The sequence below is a fragment of the Mesorhizobium sp. WSM4806 genome, assembly GCF_055811635.1.
Genome location: NZ_JBVVQZ010000007.1, coordinates 102,374 through 120,124, shown reverse-complemented (window position 1 = coordinate 120,124; position 17,751 = coordinate 102,374). Strand labels below are relative to the sequence as shown.

21 protein-coding genes and 1 pseudogene are annotated in these 17,751 nt (G+C 62.3%); 8 read left to right on the top strand and 14 right to left on the bottom strand.

Annotated features, from left to right (window positions below; all coding sequences use genetic code 11):
• Positions 1 to 44: 44 nt before the first annotated feature.
• From AC0L2M_RS13105 to AC0L2M_RS13085, 5 genes are all read right to left on the bottom strand, one after another.
• Positions 45 to 1,196 carry a M24 family metallopeptidase gene (locus AC0L2M_RS13105; RefSeq protein WP_023799888.1) on the bottom strand — a complete coding sequence of 384 codons (1,152 nt, stop codon included), beginning with the start codon at positions 1,194 to 1,196 and terminating at the stop codon, positions 45 to 47.
• Positions 1,196 to 1,990, bottom strand: a complete 795-nt coding sequence (gene pgeF / locus AC0L2M_RS13100; RefSeq protein WP_473535072.1) for a peptidoglycan editing factor PgeF — start codon at positions 1,988 to 1,990, stop codon at positions 1,196 to 1,198. The genes AC0L2M_RS13105 and pgeF overlap by 1 nt, the downstream gene beginning before the upstream one ends.
• Before the next feature lie 97 nt (positions 1,991 to 2,087).
• Positions 2,088 to 3,176: a class I SAM-dependent methyltransferase gene (locus tag AC0L2M_RS13095; RefSeq protein WP_287238955.1), complete on the bottom strand. Its 1,089-nt coding sequence runs from the start codon at positions 3,174 to 3,176 to the stop codon at positions 2,088 to 2,090.
• A gap of 78 nt (positions 3,177 to 3,254) precedes the next feature.
• A complete protein-coding gene (lgt, locus tag AC0L2M_RS13090; RefSeq protein ID WP_473535071.1) occupies positions 3,255 to 4,130 on the bottom strand; it encodes a prolipoprotein diacylglyceryl transferase in 876 nt (291 codons plus the stop codon).
• Positions 4,131 to 4,256: 126 nt separating this feature from the next.
• Positions 4,257 to 4,415, bottom strand: a complete 159-nt coding sequence (locus tag AC0L2M_RS13085) for a hypothetical protein (RefSeq protein ID WP_023799884.1) — start codon at positions 4,413 to 4,415, stop codon at positions 4,257 to 4,259.
• A gap of 155 nt (positions 4,416 to 4,570) precedes the next feature.
• Between AC0L2M_RS13085 and AC0L2M_RS13080 the strand changes: the two genes are divergently transcribed.
• The 4 genes from AC0L2M_RS13080 to AC0L2M_RS13065 all read left to right on the top strand — a co-directional run bounded on the left by AC0L2M_RS13080 (position 4,571) and on the right by AC0L2M_RS13065 (position 6,842).
• Entirely contained in the window at positions 4,571 to 4,873 is a 303-nt protein-coding gene (locus AC0L2M_RS13080; RefSeq protein WP_287230744.1) for an accessory factor UbiK family protein, read from the top strand.
• Positions 4,874 to 5,184: 311 nt separating this feature from the next.
• On the top strand, positions 5,185 to 5,685 hold the full coding sequence (locus tag AC0L2M_RS13075) for a type III secretion system chaperone family protein (protein ID WP_006202532.1): 501 nt from the start codon (positions 5,185 to 5,187) through the stop codon (positions 5,683 to 5,685).
• 18 nt (positions 5,686 to 5,703) lie between these two features.
• On the top strand, positions 5,704 to 6,063 hold the full coding sequence (locus tag AC0L2M_RS13070; RefSeq protein WP_027151061.1) for a tRNA-binding protein: 360 nt from the start codon (positions 5,704 to 5,706) through the stop codon (positions 6,061 to 6,063).
• 335 nt (positions 6,064 to 6,398) lie between these two features.
• On the top strand, positions 6,399 to 6,842 hold the full coding sequence (locus tag AC0L2M_RS13065) for a YybH family protein (protein ID WP_023799881.1): 444 nt from the start codon (positions 6,399 to 6,401) through the stop codon (positions 6,840 to 6,842).
• Between the two features lie 226 nt (positions 6,843 to 7,068).
• Here the strand turns inward: AC0L2M_RS13065 and AC0L2M_RS13060 are convergent, their stop codons facing one another.
• The 4 genes from AC0L2M_RS13060 to AC0L2M_RS13045 form a co-directional block, all read right to left on the bottom strand.
• Entirely contained in the window at positions 7,069 to 8,154 is a 1,086-nt protein-coding gene (locus AC0L2M_RS13060; RefSeq protein ID WP_473475491.1) for a glycosyltransferase family 4 protein, read from the bottom strand.
• Positions 8,155 to 8,372: 218 nt separating this feature from the next.
• Positions 8,373 to 9,785: an ATP-binding protein gene (locus tag AC0L2M_RS13055; RefSeq protein WP_473475490.1), complete on the bottom strand. Its 1,413-nt coding sequence runs from the start codon at positions 9,783 to 9,785 to the stop codon at positions 8,373 to 8,375.
• Between the two features lie 52 nt (positions 9,786 to 9,837).
• On the bottom strand, positions 9,838 to 10,557 hold the full coding sequence (locus AC0L2M_RS13050) for a response regulator (protein ID WP_023799877.1): 720 nt from the start codon (positions 10,555 to 10,557) through the stop codon (positions 9,838 to 9,840).
• A complete protein-coding gene (locus tag AC0L2M_RS13045) occupies positions 10,544 to 11,077 on the bottom strand; it encodes a MarR family winged helix-turn-helix transcriptional regulator (RefSeq protein WP_031255243.1) in 534 nt (177 codons plus the stop codon). The genes AC0L2M_RS13050 and AC0L2M_RS13045 overlap by 14 nt, the downstream gene beginning before the upstream one ends.
• A 243-nt stretch (positions 11,078 to 11,320) precedes the next feature.
• Here AC0L2M_RS13045 and AC0L2M_RS13040 point away from each other — a divergent pair, with 243 nt between their 5' ends.
• From AC0L2M_RS13040 to AC0L2M_RS13030, 3 genes are all read left to right on the top strand, one after another.
• Complete coding sequence (locus tag AC0L2M_RS13040) at positions 11,321 to 12,214, top strand: branched-chain amino acid aminotransferase (protein WP_473535070.1); 894 nt, start codon at positions 11,321 to 11,323, stop codon at positions 12,212 to 12,214.
• A 145-nt stretch (positions 12,215 to 12,359) separates the two neighbouring features.
• Positions 12,360 to 12,677 (top strand): hypothetical protein, encoded by a 318-nt coding sequence (locus AC0L2M_RS13035; RefSeq protein WP_027151066.1) that lies wholly within the window; start codon positions 12,360 to 12,362, stop codon positions 12,675 to 12,677.
• 236 nt (positions 12,678 to 12,913) lie between these two features.
• Positions 12,914 to 13,555: an MBL fold metallo-hydrolase gene (locus AC0L2M_RS13030; protein ID WP_473535069.1), complete on the top strand. Its 642-nt coding sequence runs from the start codon at positions 12,914 to 12,916 to the stop codon at positions 13,553 to 13,555.
• A gap of 115 nt (positions 13,556 to 13,670) precedes the next feature.
• On the opposite strand, the gene AC0L2M_RS13025 is transcribed toward AC0L2M_RS13030, so the two are convergent.
• From AC0L2M_RS13025 to AC0L2M_RS13015, 3 genes are all read right to left on the bottom strand, one after another.
• Entirely contained in the window at positions 13,671 to 14,090 is a 420-nt protein-coding gene (locus tag AC0L2M_RS13025; RefSeq protein WP_473535068.1) for a BA14K family protein, read from the bottom strand.
• Between the two features lie 243 nt (positions 14,091 to 14,333).
• Entirely contained in the window at positions 14,334 to 14,546 is a 213-nt protein-coding gene (locus tag AC0L2M_RS13020; RefSeq protein ID WP_006202521.1) for a cold-shock protein, read from the bottom strand.
• A 281-nt stretch (positions 14,547 to 14,827) separates the two neighbouring features.
• Positions 14,828 to 15,040: a cold-shock protein gene (locus AC0L2M_RS13015; protein ID WP_023799871.1), complete on the bottom strand. Its 213-nt coding sequence runs from the start codon at positions 15,038 to 15,040 to the stop codon at positions 14,828 to 14,830.
• A gap of 528 nt (positions 15,041 to 15,568) precedes the next feature.
• Between AC0L2M_RS13015 and AC0L2M_RS13010 the strand changes: the two genes are divergently transcribed.
• Positions 15,569 to 15,970, top strand: coding sequence for a Kazal-type serine protease inhibitor family protein (locus tag AC0L2M_RS13010; protein ID WP_128177013.1), 402 nt, complete (start codon positions 15,569 to 15,571; stop codon positions 15,968 to 15,970).
• Between the two features lie 87 nt (positions 15,971 to 16,057).
• Here AC0L2M_RS13010 and AC0L2M_RS13005 read toward each other — a convergent pair whose 3' ends face one another.
• Both AC0L2M_RS13005 and AC0L2M_RS13000 read right to left on the bottom strand, forming a co-directional pair.
• On the bottom strand, positions 16,058 to 16,732 hold the full coding sequence (locus AC0L2M_RS13005; RefSeq protein ID WP_473535067.1) for an EAL domain-containing protein: 675 nt from the start codon (positions 16,730 to 16,732) through the stop codon (positions 16,058 to 16,060).
• 74 nt (positions 16,733 to 16,806) lie between these two features.
• A pseudogene (locus AC0L2M_RS13000) lies at positions 16,807 to 17,441 on the bottom strand (CSS-motif domain-containing protein).
• Between the last annotated feature and the right edge of the window lie 310 nt (positions 17,442 to 17,751).

Here is a 17,751-nt window from a genome sequence, read left to right as displayed (position 1 = left end):
ACTCCCTGGCGATGAACGCCTCTTGCATTCTTACCATTATGGATTCATTGCACAATCAAGTCGAGATCATGGCGGGACAGCGGCTTCGGCTGCGATTCAGTCGTCAGATAGGTGCGGCCAAGCGTCATTGCCGTCTCGGTTTCGGAGTCCATGATGATCATATGGGCGAACAGCGTCATGTTCGGCGCGATCGGTTCGGGATTGCCCTGATAGAACATCGGCATGTCCATCCATGATGGGGTGAAGCGGGCGCCGAGCGAATAGCCGCAGGCGTTGAGCCGGTGCTTGGTCAAATTGTGGGTTTCGAGCGTGCGGGCATGCGCGTCGAACACGTCGCCGAAGGTATTTCCGGGCGTCATCGCCTTTTCGACCGCCAGAAGTGCGGCGCGCGCAGCATCGAACAGTTCCTGGTGACGTTTCGACACTTTGCCGGTCAGCACCGTGCGCATCATCGCCGCATGGTAATGGTGGAAGACGCCGGCCCATTCGAGCGTCAGCTGGTCATTCTTGCTCAGCTTGCGGCGGCCAGCCTTGTAACGGCAAAGCAGTGCGTCCACGCCGGAGCCGATGATGAACTCGTTGGCCGGATAGTCGCCGCCGCCGGCAAATATCGCGCCCTGCATGGCGGCAAGGATCAAGGCTTCGTCGCCACCCTGCTTGATCAGCGGCAGGGCCGCGTCCAACGCGTCGTCGGCGAGATTTGCGGCCTTTTCCACCTTGGCGATCTCGGCCGGACTCTTGAACAGGCGCAGCCGGCTGATGATGCCGGACGCGTCGGCGATCTGGCCAAAGGTCTGCAATTGCTCGTCCAGTCGCCGGCCATTGTAGGCGGTCAGGCCGTGGGTGTCGTATTCGACGCCGATGCGGGCGCCGAGCAGGTCGAGGTCGTTGAGCAAATTGCGCAGGTCGATCGCCGGATTGGCGCCGTCGCGGTCGGTCCACAGCACAATGTTGTCGATGATCGAGGTGTGGCGCGCCTGGCGCAGATCGGCCGAGCGCGTGAGCAGGATCATCGAGCCGTCCGCCTTCACCACCAGGCACTGGAAGAAGCAGAAGCCGAACGTATCGTAGCCGGTCAGCCAGTACATGCTCTCCTGTGCAAACAAAAGGACGGCATCGAGCTTCTTCTCGGCGATCTCGATCATCAGCCGATCGCGCCGCGCGTCAAATTCCGACCGTTCGAAATGCAGCGCCATTATTCTGTCTCCAAAACGATTGCCGAAATCTGCCGCCCGTAATCCGGCTCCTTGCGATGGGTGCTGCGCCGGTAGGAATAGAACAGATCCTCCTCGGCGTAGGTGCAGCGGCCGAGCCCATCGGCGATGACGCCGGCCCGGGTCAGCCGATCGACCGTATAGCGGTTGAGGTCGAACATTGCATGTCCCGGCTTCGCTGATGGCGCGAAATAGCTGATATTGTCGGCATCGGCCTCGATGAAACGAGCGATGAATTCCGGGCCGACTTCATAGTTTTCCGGGCCGATGGACGGACCGAGCACCGCAACGATGCGCTCGCGCCGGGCGCCGAGGCTTTCCATCGCCGCAATGGTGTTTTCCAGCACGCCTGACAAGGCGCCCTTCCAGCCGGCATGGGCTGCGCCGACGATTCGCGCCTCGGCATCGGCGAACAGCACCGGTCCGCAATCGGCCGTCGAGGCGCCCACCGCAATCCCCGGCCGGTCGGTGACGACGGCGTCGGCCTTCGGCCGCTCGCCGGGAAAGGGCTCCCTGGCGATGACGACATCGGGCGAATGGATCTGGTGGGCGGTCAACAGACGGCTTGATGGCACGCCCATCCAGTCGGCGACGCGGCGGCGGTTCTCGGCGACCTGCGTCTGGTCGTCGCTCGAGCCGGTGCCGATGTTGAGGCCCTGATAGATGCCGCTGGAGACGCCGCCGACGCGGGTGAAATAGCCGTGGCGAATGCCTTGCGCCCGCGCTTTCTCCAGCAAGGGCGACCGAACGGGATCCGGTTTGGACTGATTCAGCATGGCTGCGTTGTTGTCCGTGAGAGCGATTTCGTCAAGCGACAGTCGAAAGACGGCGACAGTCGGAAGGCGGGAGAGTGGGAGAGGCGGCAGTGAAAAGTCAATCCGCCGTTGCAAAGGGCGGAACGGCGATGCCGGCAGGCAGGACAGCAAGCACCTTGAACAGGTCGCCCATGGCTTGCGGGCCGGCGAGGCGTTCGACCTCACCCGCAATCTTTTCGCGAGCCGCCTCATTGGCATTGGCGCCGAGCTGGCCGGCGCGTTCGAGAAGCCCCATTTCCACCAGGAATTCGCCTTGCGTGGAGAGATGGGCATCGAGGCCATGCGCCCGCACGATCGCGGCAAGGGCGGCGAAATCGACATGGGCGGTGAGGTCGGCTTCGCCTGGATTGGCCAGCACATCTTCGTGATCGTGCTTGCGCAAGGCCTGCAACGTGTCGCCGATCCCTGGCTGGAGGTAGCCATAGTCGAGGAACAGGCCGGCGCCGCCGAGCCCGGCCAAGCGCTCGGCGATGGTCGCCATCAGCGCGGCTCGGGCCGGCGCGACCTCGACGATCGCGCCCTGTGGCGCGTTTTCGGCATCGTCTGGCAACAGTGTTGGATCGACCGAGCCGGCGCCGGCGAAGACGTGCAATTGGTCGGCGCCATCGAGGCCGATCATCCGTTCGCGCCAGCCTGTTCCGGCGCGGACGAACTGGCGGATCGGCACCGCGTCGAACAATTCGTTGCCGACGATGAAAAGCGGGGTCTGCGGCAGCGTGTCGATGCTTTCGTGCCAGCCGATCGCGGCCGGCGTGGCGACAAGCGTTTGCCTTTGGACATCGGCCAGTCGCGGACTGGTCTCGATCATGGCGAACGACGCACCGGCGGTCAGCGCCGGATCGAGCCGCGCAAGCGTGCGCAGCATGTCCTTCATCAGCGTGCCGCGGCCGGGGCCGATCTCGGCGATGGTGGCCGGCATCGGCCGGCCGGTCGCCAGCCAGGCTTCGTAGAGCCAGACGGCGATCAGCTCGCCGAACATCTGGCTGATCTCCGGCGCGGTGACGAAGTCGCCGGCAGCCCCGAACGGCTCGCGTGTCGTATAGTAGCCGTCCAGCGGATCGAACAGGCAAAGCGCCATGTAGTGGTTGACGGGGATCGGCCCCGCCGCACCGATCAGCTCGACGATGCGGGTTTTCAGCCGGGTCATACCGGCTGTGGCTGTGTTACCGCCCTAGGGCGACGTGCGTCCATTTGGACGCACAAAGTACGCCCTGGCACTTTGATCCTACGCATCGTGCTTCCCCAAAATCGATTCCGATTTTTGGGCCGATGCGGTAGCAGTCACCATCGCCCAGATGCCGGCCAGCAGCATCGGCAGCGACAGCACCATGCCCATCGTCAGCCAGTTGGTGCCGAGGAGGTAGCCGAGCTGCTGGTCGGGCTCGCGGAAGAATTCGACAAAGATGCGCGAGAGACCGTAACCGGCGATGAAGGCGCCGCCGACCAAGCGCGGCGTCTTCAGCTTGAGCCTGGAATGGGTGAAGAAGCGCAGGACCAGGAACAGCACCAGGCCTTCGAGCAGCGCCTCGTAGAGCTGGCTCGGATGGCGCGCAAATGGCCCGCCATTGGGGAATTCGACCGCCCATGGCACGTCGGTCGGCCTGCCCCAGAGTTCGGAGTTGATGAAATTCGCCATGCGGACGAGGCCAAGGCCGACCGGCACGCCGGCCGCCACCACGTCGAACAGCGACCAGGTGCGGATGCCGCGCGACCAGGAAAACAGCGTCATGGCGAGAATGACGCCGAGCAGCCCGCCATGGAACGACATGCCGCCCTGCCAGACAGCAAGGATATCAAAGGGTTGAGCGATGTAGCGCGGCAGGTCGTAAAACAGCACGTAGCCGACACGCCCGCCAAGCACCACGCCGATAGCCGCCCAGACGATGAAGTCGTCGAGATCCTCGGGCTTCATGGGCACGGTGCCGTCGGGCCAGAGCCTTGCATTGGTGACGAGCCGCTTGGCATACCACCAGGCGAAGAGAATGCCGACGATGTAGCCGACGCCATACCAATGCACCGCCAGCGGCCCGATCTGGACGATGACCGGGTCGATGTTGGGGAAGGGCAGGACGGCCAACGGCAGCATAAGATACTCGCTCAACAGGATCTCCCGGTTGCGATCACGTTCGGGCGCGGACCATGCGGCAGGGTTTTGGCCCGGTCAAGGCGACGCTGGCGCGGCAAATACGGCTTCGGGAAGCGGGCTGATCGCGCCGGTACTGCCGCCTCACAGCTTGGTCCCGGCCAATCCCTTGTATTTGGCCTCCAGGCGGTCAAGCACCTCTTCCGCAGGCTTCACCCGCCCTGCGTCGGCATCGCCGATGCCCTTGGCGAGCGCGGCGTCGCGTGCGGCAAGACGCTGGTCCAAATTCGCACTGAAAGCCATTGCAGGCCCCGTCAAAATGCTCTTTCTTGGACGGTACCAGCTATGGCTTGCGAGGTCAGGTCAAATTGCACCCGACTTGATGACGCAGCAGCCTCAACGTTCTTGCATTCCGCGTCGCGCGCCACTACGTCAAATCGAGCAAGCGAGGATTTGCCATGTCGACCGGACCGAACCGCATTCTCGATGAATTCGCCAAGCTGATGACCGACGCTGCCGGTGCCGCGCAAGGCGTGCGCCGCGAAGTGGAAACCGCCTTCAAGGGGCAGGCCGAGCGTGTTCTCAACTCGATGGACCTGGTGCAGCGCGAAGAATTCGAGGCCGCCCGCGACATGGCGGTAAAAGCCAGGGAAGAAAACACCCGTCTCGCTGCGCGCATCGAGACGCTCGAGGCGAAGCTCGCCGAACTGACCGGGCAGGCCGCGCCTGCGGCTGCGGCAAAGTCCAGGTTAAAAAAATAACGTTAAACTTTTCCACAAAGCACAATCGCAAAAAGCGCTTTGTCGTGAATCGCTTACTGGCATTGCGTGAATCTTTGTGACAGCGGCTTTCCACATGCGAATGACGCAGTGCGAAAAATTGGGCTGGTCACGCGACTCCCGATCAATAGACTGAATTTGTTGCATGATTCGGAGCAGGGTCATGCGCCGGGCGGTGGGGTCCGGTCTGGGGTCTTTGTGCGTTGACGAAGTCCCGGCCGTCCGAGTTCTAGACAAAATTGTTCGTTGTGGGTGCCCCGCCGGCCGAGGCGAAGGAACGACAGGAAGCATTCATGGAACTTCTCGAACTCGAATTCTCGCGCGAAATCCATCCGGTGGATGTTATCGAGCAGGTGGCGCACAACAACGACTGGTCCTTCGAACGGGCCGGCGACGACGAGATTTCGATTTCGGTTGCCGGAAGCTGGACCGACTACCACGTCTCATTTTCCTGGATGGAGGATTTCGAGGCGCTGCATCTGGCCTGCGCTTTCGACATCAAGGTGCCGGAGGCGCGCGCGCTCGAAGTGATGCGGCTGCTTTCGCTGATCAACGAGCAGATGCTGTTCGGCCATTTCGACCTCTGGGAGCAGGAGGGCGCGATCATGTTCCGCCAGTCGCTGCTGCTCGCCGGCGGGGTCGAGCCGTCGAGCCAGCAGGTCGAGGTGCTGTTGTCGTCGGCGCTGGAAGCCTGCGAATGCTACTTCCAGGCGTTCCAGTTCGTCGTCTGGTCGGGAACCTCGGCCAAGGATGCGCTGGCCGGCGTCCTGTTCGAGACCTACGGAAACGCCTGAGCCAGGTCCTGACCCGCCATGAGTTCGAGCAGCCAGCGCAAGCCCGAGATCAGCTTCGCCGATTTCGACCGTGTCGACATTCGCGCCGGCACGATCGTCGAGGCCGAGCCGTTTCCGGAGGCGCGCAAGCCGTCGATCAAGCTGAAGATCGATTTCGGCGCTGACATCGGGGTGAAGAAATCGTCGGCGCAGATCACCAAATACTATGCGCCCGAGACGCTGATCGGCCGGCAGGTGTTCGCGGTGGTCAATTTTCCGCCGCGGCAGATCGGCCCCTTCATGTCGGAAGTGCTGACGCTTGGCTTTCCCGACGAGGAGGGTGCGGTCGTCCTCGGTGCGATCGAACGCAGGGTGCCTGACGGCGGCCGACTGTTCTAGCTTCGTCATCCACGGGCGGAGCGGGAGCGAAGCCGACGCGCAGACTTTCCTTGGCCGCTCCAGGGGTTTGATCTCAAGAAGCGCGTGGTTTCCCCAAAAGTCGTGATCACCAGAAACCTCGGCCGCAGTATCGCGACCACGCCGAATGCCCGCGAATGAACCAAGGGTGCCCACAGGCTTGACCTGCACGTGATTGCCGTTCTCGGCGACTACATCGATTGAGTTTTCGTTGTGGGCGGCCACCCAAAACGGATTAGTCGACAGCCCAACGGCCCAGGCGTATTGTTTTGACGCGGCATCTGTCGGGCTGTGCCGCCAATTCTCGGGAGGATACGATGGTTCGACTGCTGACTGCGATTTTCGCTGTGCTTTCCCTTTGCCTCTTTTCGTGGTCGCCCGCCAACGCTGACCCCGTCGACGATCAGGTGAAAGCCGCTTACGTGGCCTGGGACGCTGCGTTCAACAAAGCAGACGCAAAGGCGGTTGCGGCGTTCTACACCGACGACGCGATCTTCTTACCCGCCACCCATGACGTCATCAAGGCACCGGACGGGGTCGAGAAATTCTTTGGCGGCCTCTTCGGCATGGGAGTGACAGGCCACAAGCTCGAACTGATCGAAGCAGGAGGTGACGGCAACCTGCTGTTTGGCACGGCGAAATGGTCGGCCAAGGGTAAAGACGCCAATGGTGCGGATCAGCCGTGGGCCGGGGTGGCAACCCACGTCTTCGAAAAGCAGGCAGATGGCAGCCTGAAACTCCGGCTGCACACCTTCAACTGATCAACGGCGTTCTCTGCTTCCGACGGGAGGGGTCCGCTACCGGGTCGCTGCCTCAGCTAGCGCAGTCACGATCCTGACGGACGCCAAGAGCTGCACCCTAGCGCAAGTAATTGAAATCGATCAGCGCCTGCGCTTCCCTGTTTTCGGCAAAGCGTTCCGGATGAACCTGTGGAGCCGCCGCCGCCTCAACCCAACAAGTTCTTCACCGAAACGGGCCGCTCGCAGGTCACGAAATGGATCCTCGGGTCTGCGCGCCGGCGTTGCCGCCGCTTCGCCCGTGGATGACGAAAGGTGGTGTCAGTTTTCGCTGGGTGCCCAGCGCCTCTCCAACCGTTTCCAGGAACATCTCCGCGCAGGCCTTCCAGCTATAGCGCATTGCCCGTTGGCGCGCTTCGGCGCGGTCGACATCGAGCGCGGCGAGCGCGGCCTCACGCAAATCATTCGATACGGCTCCGCCGACGCCGTCGCCGACAATGTCGATCGGCCCGGTCACCGGATAGGCTGCGACCGGCGTGCCGCTGGCCAGCGCCTCGATGATGACATTGCCGAACGTGTCGGTGCGGCTGGGAAAAATGAAGACATCGGCCGAGGCATAGATTTCGGCCAGTTCGTCGTTCGGGCGGTGGCCAAGGAAATGGGCATCGGGGTATCTGGCCTTGAGCCTGGCCAACTCCGGTCCCTCGCCGACGACCACCTTGCTGCCGGGCAAATCCAGGTCGAGGAAGGCGGCCAGGTTCTTTTCGATCGCGACGCGGCCGACGCAGAGGAAGATCGGTCGCTTGAGCCCCATATCCTTTTTCTTGTCCGGCCGGAAATGGTCGGTATCGACGCCGCGCGTCCATGGCCTGAGCTTGGTGAAGCCGCGCGCCGCCAGATCGTCCGCCAGCGACTGGGTGGCGACCAGCGTGCCTTGTCCTGAATTGTGGAAATCGCGAAGCCAGCGATAGGCCCAGGCTTCCGGTATTGGCAGCCGCGCGCTCAGATATTCCGGAAAGCGCGTGTGATAGCTTGTCGTGAACGGCCGGCCGGCCTTGCGGCAATAGCGCCGCGCCATGATGCCGAGCGGGCCTTCGGTGACGATATGGATATGATCGGCTTTGCGCGCTTCGATCAGGCGCGCGACGTGGCCTGGCGTCGTCAGCGCCAGCCGGATGTCCGGGTAGGTCGGCAGCGGCAAGGTGCGAAAGATGTTCGGGGTCAGGAAGTCCGTCTCGACGTCGAAGGATTTCAGGGTTTCCGAAAGCCGTTCCAGCGTGTGGACGACGCCGTTGACTTGCGGGCGCCAGGCGTCGGTGACCATCAGGATGCGCATAGCAGGCCTTTGCTTGAAAGGTCGTCGGTTTCCTTGATGCGAGGCCGCAAGGCCGAATCAATCAGGATCACGCGCTTCATGCGCGCTCTTCAGCATGGTTTCATGACGGGCCGATGAAGGCATAGCCGATGGCCGTCTACTACACCTGAAAGCACGATGCGTAAGTTCAAAGTGTTAGAGCGTGCTTTGTGCGTCCACTTGGACGCACGTCGCTCTAATCAGGCAGGAACCTTGATGACGGCGCGCAAGCCGCCGAGCGGGCTCTTGTCGAGCATGATGTCGCCGCCATGGCTGCGGGCAATGTCGCGTGCGATGGCAAGGCCAAGGCCGGTGCCGCTGGCATCGAGGTTGCGGGCTTCGTCAAGCCGCACGAAAGGCTTGAACACGTGCTCGCGCTTTTCAGGCGGAATGCCCGGACCGTCGTCGTCGATGGTGACGAGCAGCGAGCCGCGGCCGTGGTTGGCGTTGATCTCAACCGCCTTGGCATAACGGAAGGCGTTGCCGACGACATTGGACAACAGCCGGGCAAAGGCGTGGGGCCGCACATGCACATTTGGATCGCCGGCGAGCGAGGTCGACAGTTTGCGCTTGCGCAGCGTCGCCTCCTCGCCGAGCTTGTCGAAATAGGCTTCAAGGTTGAAACGGCCGGCGTCTTCCGTTGCCTCGCCGCGGGCAAAGGCGAGATAGCCTTCCAGCATCGACTGCATGTCGTCGATGTCCTGGCCGAGCGCCTCGGTGTCGGCCTTGGTCCCGGTCAGCGCAAGCTGCAGCTTGAAGCGCGTGAGGATGGTCCTCAAATCGTGACTGACGCCGCTCAGCATGGCGGTGCGCTGTTCGAGCTGGCGTTCGATGCGTTCGCGCATCTGGATGAAGGCAAAGCCGGCGCGGCGAACCTCCTCGGCACCGCGCGGACGGAAATCGAGCGGCATCGGCCGGCCCTTGCCGAAACTTTCGGCGGCCTCGGCCAGCGTCAGGATCGGCCGGATCTGGTTGCGCAGGAACGGGATGGCGATCATCAGCAGCACCAGCGAGGTGCCGACCATCCAGATCAGGAAAATGTGCGTGTTCGAGGCATAGGCCTGGCTGCGGCGCACGAAGGCGCGCAGCACCTTGCCTTCGAGCTGGACGCGGACCTCGATGATATTGGAATTGCCGACCGTATCGATCCAGAACGGACGGTTGATCTGATGGGTGATCTCGGACGAGAGAATTTCGTCGAGGATCGAGAAGAACGGCTTTGGACCGGGCGCCGGCAGCGGATCGGGCGGCAGCAAGTCGATCTTCAGCTGCATGCGATCCTGCGCGATGCGGATGATGTTGGCGTAGTCGGCGTCGTGCGGATAGGTTTCCACCAGGTCGACGATCGCGGCAATGTCGCGGACCGTGGCCTGCGACAGGCGCTGCGTCACGGTCTGCCAGTGGCGTTCCATGAAGACAAAGGCGAGGACCGATTGCAGCAGGATCATCGGCGCGATGACGATGATCAGCGAGCGGGCATAGAGCCGCTTCGGCATGTAAAGCGAAACCAGGCGCCAGAACCGTTTCCAGGCAAGCGGCACGGCCTTCAGTGCCCGCCTGGCGCGAGCGCTCAAGCCCCGATCTCCCGGCCGTTCCAGTTGCGTGGTCGCCATTCGCCCTTTTTGCTCATCCGCAGCCGCTCGACAAGGGGCTGCGGGCGGCAGTCTATTCCACGCTGAGCCGATACCCAATACCGCGCACGGTCTGCAGCCAGACCGGATTGGACGGATCGCGCTCGATCTTGCGGCGCAGCCTGTTGATCTGGACGTCGATGGTGCGCTCGCCGACTTCGGATTCGTCGCCGACAAGTTCATGACGCGGTATCGTTTCGCCGGCACGGGCCGCGAAGATCGCCAGGATCTCCTGCTCGCGGTCGGTCAGCTTCAGAGCCTCGCCGCCGCGCTTGAGCTCGCGCCGGGCGATCTGGAACGTGTAAGGCCCGAAGACCAGCTGCTCGACCTTGGGCGTCGTTGCCGGACCGCCGCGGCGCAGGATGTTGTTGATGCGCAGGATCAATTCGCGGGGATCGAAAGGCTTCGGCAGATAGTCGTCGGCGCCGGCCTCGAGCCCGGTGATCCGGCTGTCGGTCTCGGACAGCGCGGTAAGCATCAGGATCGGCACGTTCTTGGTTGCCCGCAATGCCTTGGCGAGATCGACGCCGGTTTCGCCCGGCATCATGATATCGAGCACCAGCAGATCGAAATCGAGGCCGGCGAGCTTGCGCCGCGCTTCGCCGGAATTTCCGGCAACGGTGACACGAAAGCCGTTTTCGGTCAGATATTGTTTGAGAAGATTGCGGATACGGGTATCGTCATCAATCACCAGCAGATGCGGCGCATCGTCGTCCGGCGCTGCCGGTTGATCAACCTTTTCAATGGTCTCCATGGCTTTTCCCTGACGTTTTTGCGGGCACAATGTCGATCTGCGCCCTTAGTTCCGGATTGACCATCGCTTCCAGGAAGCGCTCGATCAAGGCGCGTTCGGTGGCTCCGGAATCTTCCAATGCAGCATGGATGCGGCGTGACTGTGGCCGTGCCAGCGCCAGCGCCAGGGCGCGGCCCTTGGCTGTCGGATAGAGCTCGCGCTGGCGGCGGTCGCGCGGACCCTGCAACTGGACGATGTGGTCGGTGTCGATCAGTTGCTTGAGCACGCGCGCCAGGCTCTGCTTGGTGATCTTCAGCACGTCGAGGAGTTCGGCGACCGTCAGGCCCGGCCTGCGATTGACGAAATGCAGAACCCGGTGATGGGCGCGGCCGAAACCATAGTCGGACAGGATCTGGTCCGGATCGGAGGTAAAATCGCGATAGGCGAAGAAGAACAGTTCGATGATGGCAAAGTCGATGCCGTCCTCGTCGGTGATCGCCGTCCTGATCGGTTTTCCGGCTGGGTGGCTGCGATCCGTCATCATTTCTCCGTGCGAAAGGGAAATTATGTCAGTACTATTGACGTAATTTCCCGGCAATGGTAATTTTTGACAAGCTTTTCGGCGGATTGCGAACGAAAAGGCAAGGGAAAGCCGTTTTTCCGGAACTTCCTGTGTTTGCCAGACCTTATATATCCGCCTACGCTTCGAGATAGCGGCCGCCCGGTGCGGCTGACAAGAAACGCGCAACGATAATGTGCGGGCGGCCGCCCGCGGGAGGTTACCATGGCATCCGTTCCCTTTGACCAAATGGACGGCTTTATCTGGATGAACGGCGAGTTCGTCCAATGGGCCGACGCCAAGATCCACGTGCTGACCCATGGCCTGCACTACGCCAGCGCGGTGTTCGAGGGCGAACGCGCCTATGGCGGCGAGATTTTCAAGCTGACCGATCACAGCGAGCGCCTGCACGAATCGGCACGCCTGCTCGGCTTCAAGATTCCCTATTCGGTTGCCGAGATCGACGACGCCTGCCGCACGCTGTTGAAGAAGCAGGGTTTTCAGGATGCCTATGTCCGGCCGATCGCCTGGCGTGGCAGCGAACAGATGGGCGTCTCGGCGCAAAACAGCCGGATCAACTGCGCCATCGCCATCTGGCAGTGGCCCAGCTATTTCGATCCGGCACAGAAGCTGAAGGGCATCCGCCTCGATCTGGCCGAATGGCGCCGCCCCGATCCGCGCACCGCGCCGTCGAAATCGAAGGCCGCCGGCCTCTACATGATCTGCACCATGTCCAAGCATGCCGCCGAAGCCAAAGGCTATGCCGACGCCATGATGCTCGACTGGCGCGGCCAGGTTGCGGAAGCAACCGGCGCCAACATCTTCTTCGTCAAGGACGGCAAGATCCACACCCCCACTCCTGATTGCTTCCTCGACGGCATCACCCGCCGTACAGTCATTGGTCTTGCCAAGGATCGCGGCTTCGAGGTGATCGAGCGCACCATCATGCCGGAAGAACTCGAAGCCTTCCAGCAGTGCTTCCTCACCGGAACGGCGGCCGAGGTGACGCCCGTTTCAGAGATCGGTCCATACCGATTCGAGGTGGGCGAAATCGCCAAGACTCTGATGAACGACTATTCTGCAGCCGTTCAACCCAAGCATGCGATTGCCGCAGAATAACGAAAGTCACAACTTTTTTAACAAGTAGGGGCGGTTTTCGGACTGCCCCTTTTATTTAAGCACCTCGGCATTTGACTTTCGTCCAGTTCGGCGTCTCATGATGCTGTCGGCCCGGGAGGCTGGCAGCTATGGAGGGACTGGCAATATGGACATGAACACGCTTCTTCAGATCATTGTTCAGGTGATTATGGGTGTCATTGGTGGCCAGGCGGTGGGCGCCGCGCTCAAGACAGCGGCAATGGGGCAGCTTACCAAAATCCTCGGCGGCGCCCTTGGCGGCGTCGGCGGTGCGGCCATCCTCGGCAGCCTGCTCGGCGGCGGCACGATCGATCCGGCTGCAGCCGCAGCAGCAACGGGCGGATTGGGCAGCGCGCTGAATGTGCAGAACATCCTCGGCGGTGCCGGTGGTGGCGCCATTCTGACGGCCATCATCGGCGCGGTCATGAACGCGACGAAGAAGTAAGCCTAAAGCGCGTCGCGTTCGACCGACCTCACGCGATGCGCTTTAGGTTGTTGTTCATGCATGTCGTTATCGCAAAACCGCTGCACACTTTTGCGCGACATGCATTAGCGGTTTCGGGCTTTTGCGTGGGCGGCTTCGGCCGCCCGTTTCATTTTTGCGTTGTCGCGACAGCCGGATGCGGTGGACGACGTTCGCGTGTGTCTCTAAATCAGAAGCGACACAGCGAAAGGACGATCATGGGTCAGCTCAACGCCGGCATTGTGCCGGTCACGGCCTTCCAGCAAAACTGCACCATCCTCTTCGACATGGACGACAGGCAAGGCGTCGTCGTCGATCCCGGCGGCGACATCGACAAGGTGCTGACAGTGCTCAAGGACAATGCGATCAACGCCGGCGCGATCTGGATCACGCATGGTCACATCGACCACGCCGGCGGCGCCATGGAGCTGAAGGACGCGCTCGGCATCGAGATCATCGGCCCGCATGAGGCCGACCGTCCGTTGCTTGCCAATCTCGAGAAGCAGGCGAAACACTACGGCATCCCCGATCCGGTGCGCAACTGCGTGCCCGACCGCTTTCTCGGCGAAGGCGATACCGTCTCGTTCGGCCAGCACGCGTTCGAAGTCTTTCATTGCCCGGGCCACGCGCCCGGCCACGTCGTCTTCTACAATCGTGCTGCGAAGTTCGCCCATGTTGGCGACGTGTTGTTCCGCGGCTCGGTCGGGCGCACCGATCTGCCGGGCGGCGACCACGCCGCGCTGATCGCCTCGATCAAGGACAAGCTTCTGCCGCTCGGCGACGACATCGGCTTCATCTGCGGCCATGGTCCCGGCGGCCGCTTCGGCGAGGAGCGCCGGAGCAACCCCTTCCTGATTTAAACGCGTCGTGGCTGCGGAGCCTCACGCGGCGCGCGTCGGTCTCTCCTTTCCTTATGACGCCGAAAAAAAAGCGCTGTCCTTGCGGACAGCGCTTTTTTGGGGGGGCAGGGAAGCCTCAGTTCGCGGTGCAGAAATGCTGTTCGCCGGTATAGCCGGTGAACGTGCCGGTGCGGCCGTTGAAAGAGCGATAGCGATCCGAACAATATTCATACCAGCCACGGGTCCATGGCTCGGCATAGCCGTCATTGTAGGCGACCCGCGGTTCCGCGTAGTAGCGGCGCACCGGGGCGGGCCGCCGTGGATAACGATCATAATCGTCATAACCGGGGTCGTAATAGCTGGGCTGCGGGTTGTTGAGCGCACCAACGATCAGGGCGCCGGCCGCGAGGCCAAGGACACCTGCCGCGATCGCATCGCCATTGCCACGATGGTGGTGCCGGTGGCGCCAGTCACCAGCGCTGGCCGCCGACAAGGTCGCGAGCGTGGTTGCAACGATCGCGGCGGACAGGACGGCGGTCTTGAGAATTCGGTTCATCTCGGTCTCCTTCATGCCGGCCCGGGTAATCTGCGGCCCGGGTAATCTGTGGGTAATCTGGGGGATGCGGTCCGGCTTTACCGAAGATTAATAGGCGACCGTGGCTGAACGGGGGCTGAACGAAATTGGCGGGCTGGGACCAGTCGATTTATCGATCAGGCATGGCGCAAGGCACAAATATTGTACGCTCGACAAGGAGCGGAGCTGCGCCAGCGGACCGCCCGACGCTGTCTCGAGCTCGGCTCAGCCGATCGACAGGTTGACGGCTTTCGGACCCTTGCCGCGCTTGTCCGGCTCGGTGTCGAATGTCACCTTCTGCCCATCCTCAAGACCGGGAAGACCCGACGCCTGCACGGCCGAAATATGGACGAAGACATCCTTCGCGCCATCATCCGGCGTGATGAAGCCGAAGCCTTTGGCATGATTGAAGAATTTGACGGTGCCGGTCTGCGGCATGGGAAGCTCCTTTGATCCCATCAAGTCCAGTTTCGGGCCGGCAAATGCCCGAGTAGAAATTTGTCGTTTATTTTAGCGCCATCGGCAAGAGAAAGTTTTGCGAGCAGTGGCTTGCCGCCCTGCCACTAAAAAAGGCGCGACGAAACCGCCGCGCCTTCGAAACTCGGGTCCGGCGCTGAAAGCCGGTTCAAGGCCTTTGGAGCGGCCTCGGGCTCATTCCTGGCACCTCCGGCTTCGCACGTCCCCTAGGGCACGTCCGGGCGGACATGCGCGCCGACGGTTCAGTCCGCGCGGAGATTGACCGCCTTCGGCCCCTTGCCCATGCGGTCGGGCTCGACATCGAACGTGACCTTCTGGCCATCGACGAGCGTGCGCAGGCCCGAAGCCTCGATCGCCGAGATGTGGACGAACACGTCCTTGGCGCCGTCGTCTGGCGTGATAAAGCCGAAGCCTTTGGTAGCGTTGAAGAATTTAACGGTGCCGGTCTGGGCCATTGGGGAAACTCCTTCACCCGTGTCAGTCTTTGTGGTTTGCCCGCCGCCTGACGCCGTGGGCAAGTCCCGGTGGTTGCTTCGGCAGTCATGCATTGGCGCATGGTTAGAACCCCCGCCGAAAAACGGGGCCGTCAGAGATTCACAGTATCGGGGAAAGGTCGTCCAAAACGTTCCGCTCTCCGGGTCGCAAATGCCCGAACACAAAATTTATCGCACGGAAACGCGATGGTTGCAAGGTAGCGCCAACGGCCGCTCATGGGCGCCTTCGCACACATGGCATCGACAAAGCGGGGTGCTCGCCCGGTGGTCATCGGCCATAGCCCGGCCACGCATGGTCCAGCCTGCTGGGAGCCTGCAAACAGGGGTTGCATTCGGCGGGTGGAATGGCGAGGATCGGCTTGGCGTGTAGGCGCATTTTGCTTTTGCGCATGCCGTTGTCCCAAACCGCTTCGCACCCTCGGGTCAGAGCCCCGTGGGCATGCTTTTGGGTGACATGCATTCGAGCGGGGGCTAGAGGGAGGTCTGGTGATGAAATTTCCTGCGGCAATCTTCTCGCGACAGGGTTTTGCCATCCTGTTGCTGTCGGCAGTTCTTGCAGCCTGTACCGCGGTGGTGGTGGAGGAGGACGGACCGGGCTACCGCCCGCCTCGGCCCGAGCCGCAATATTGCACCAGACAATATGATCCGGTCTGCGCGCGGCGCGGTGGCGACCGCCAGACCTTCGCCAATGCCTGCCTTGCCGAGCGGGCCGGATATCGCATCATCAGCGACGGCCAGTGCCGCGACGGTGGCGGTGATGGAGAGCAGACATTCTGCACGCGCGAATACCGCCCGGTCTGCGCCCGCCGCGGCAGCGCGTTGCGCACCTTCCCCAACGCCTGCGAGGCTCGCGCCGCCGACTATCGCATCGTCGACGACGGTCCCTGCTGAGAGGCTGGTTTCCTCCCCGTCTCCGGGCGGGGAGGCTCATCCATCAACTGGGCGCAGCCGCGCGAGGGCAGCTGGCGGCTCTTGCTTCTACGTCGGCGGCCTGGCCTTGCGGCAATAGGCGATGAACTCGGCCGCGGGCATAGGTTTGGCAAACAACCAACCCTGACCATAGTCGACGTCGCGTTCCATCAGGTAGTCGACCTGTGCCTGCGTCTCCACGCCCTCGGCAATGATCTTCAGCTTCAGCGTCTTGGCCATGTCGATGATATGCGGCGTGACGGAACTGGTGGCGGAATCCGTAGCGATCGTGTCGATGAACGACTTATCGATCTTCAGCGCATCGAGCGGCAGGCCCTCGAGATGGGACAGGCTCGAATAACCTGTGCCGAAGTCGTCGATTGCGACCGCATGGCCAAGCTCGCGGGCGCGAATGACGGTCGAACGCGCTGAATCGACGTCGACGAAACCGCGCTCCGTCGCCTCCAGCCAGATCTGCCGAGGCTGAATTCCGGTGTGCTGCAGGGCCTTTTCGATGACCGGAAGGACCCTTGCCGTTCTGACGTCGGCCGGGCTGAGATTGATCGCGATGTGGAGCGAACGATTGGCGACAAGAAGTTTTTTCAGGTCCAAAACAACAAGGGCGATGATCTGGTCGGTGATTGCCGCGATCAGGCCGCTCTCTTCGGCCAGCGGGACGAAGAGATCGGGCCGGACCAGCGTGCCGTCGGGTCGTCTCCAGCGCACCAGCGCTTCGGCACCCACGCAATTGCCTGTCCTGAGCGCGACGATCGGCTGATAGTGGACGATAACTCGTGCTTGCGCACGGCAATCTGCAATTATCCAAGCGGCGACAGCCGCCGTCGTGACAGCCAGACAACCATGCCGATGATGAAAGCGGCGATGAAAGCGCCGAGGGGAAGCAACAGCAATTGCCGCCTGCGCACGCTGTCGACAATCTGGCTTTCCGGTTCGGTGGCGACGGCGATCCAGTCCGTCCCGCGCACCGCGGCAAACAGATGACCGTCATCCAGGCCTTTGCCAGGGTCGGCGATGATCTTGCCGATGCGGGCAGGATCAGGCCCGTTCAGCGCGCTGAGCAGGACGCCCGTGTTTGTCGCCAGGGCAAGCTGAACGTCGGGATCGACGACGATGTCGACAAAGCGCAGGGGGTCGATAAGGACATTATGGCGCTTGTACTGCAGGGCCATCAGCGGATGGTCCAGGTTGGCCAGGGGCCGTATCCGGGCAGTGACGGCAACGCCGTCTGCAGCGGTGAAATCCGGTGCGGCTTGCGTAACGCGTCCCTCGGTCGGTCCCCAGGATGTGCATTTGAGCAGGCCGTTTTCGAAATAGCCCATTCTTCGATCGAGCGCGTGTTGATGGTGAGCCGCCGCATGCGGGCAATGTGGTCCACCGAACAGCGGTCGCCGGTGAACCGGTCGATCTCCCGCAACGCGCCGGCTGCATCCATGAGGGATATGCTGGCCCTGGCGATCGCGCGGTTGGCGAACAGCTCCAGCCGCTCGTGTTCTTCTTGAACCGCCAGGACCCATGAAAAGTGGAACATCGCCGCGATGGGCACTATCGCACCGAGCAGGGCCAGCACCACCGCAGTCACGATGATGCGCGACCTGTCCATGTGCGCCTCCCTGCATTCGGCTGCGAGCGACGATTTCGCGCGCGGCCCGCCAGGCAGCCAACTGTGATCGGGCCCGGTTCCAGCGGACCTTATAGGGCTTCGAAATTACATGATCTATAATCCGGCCCGCGATGGCTGGATG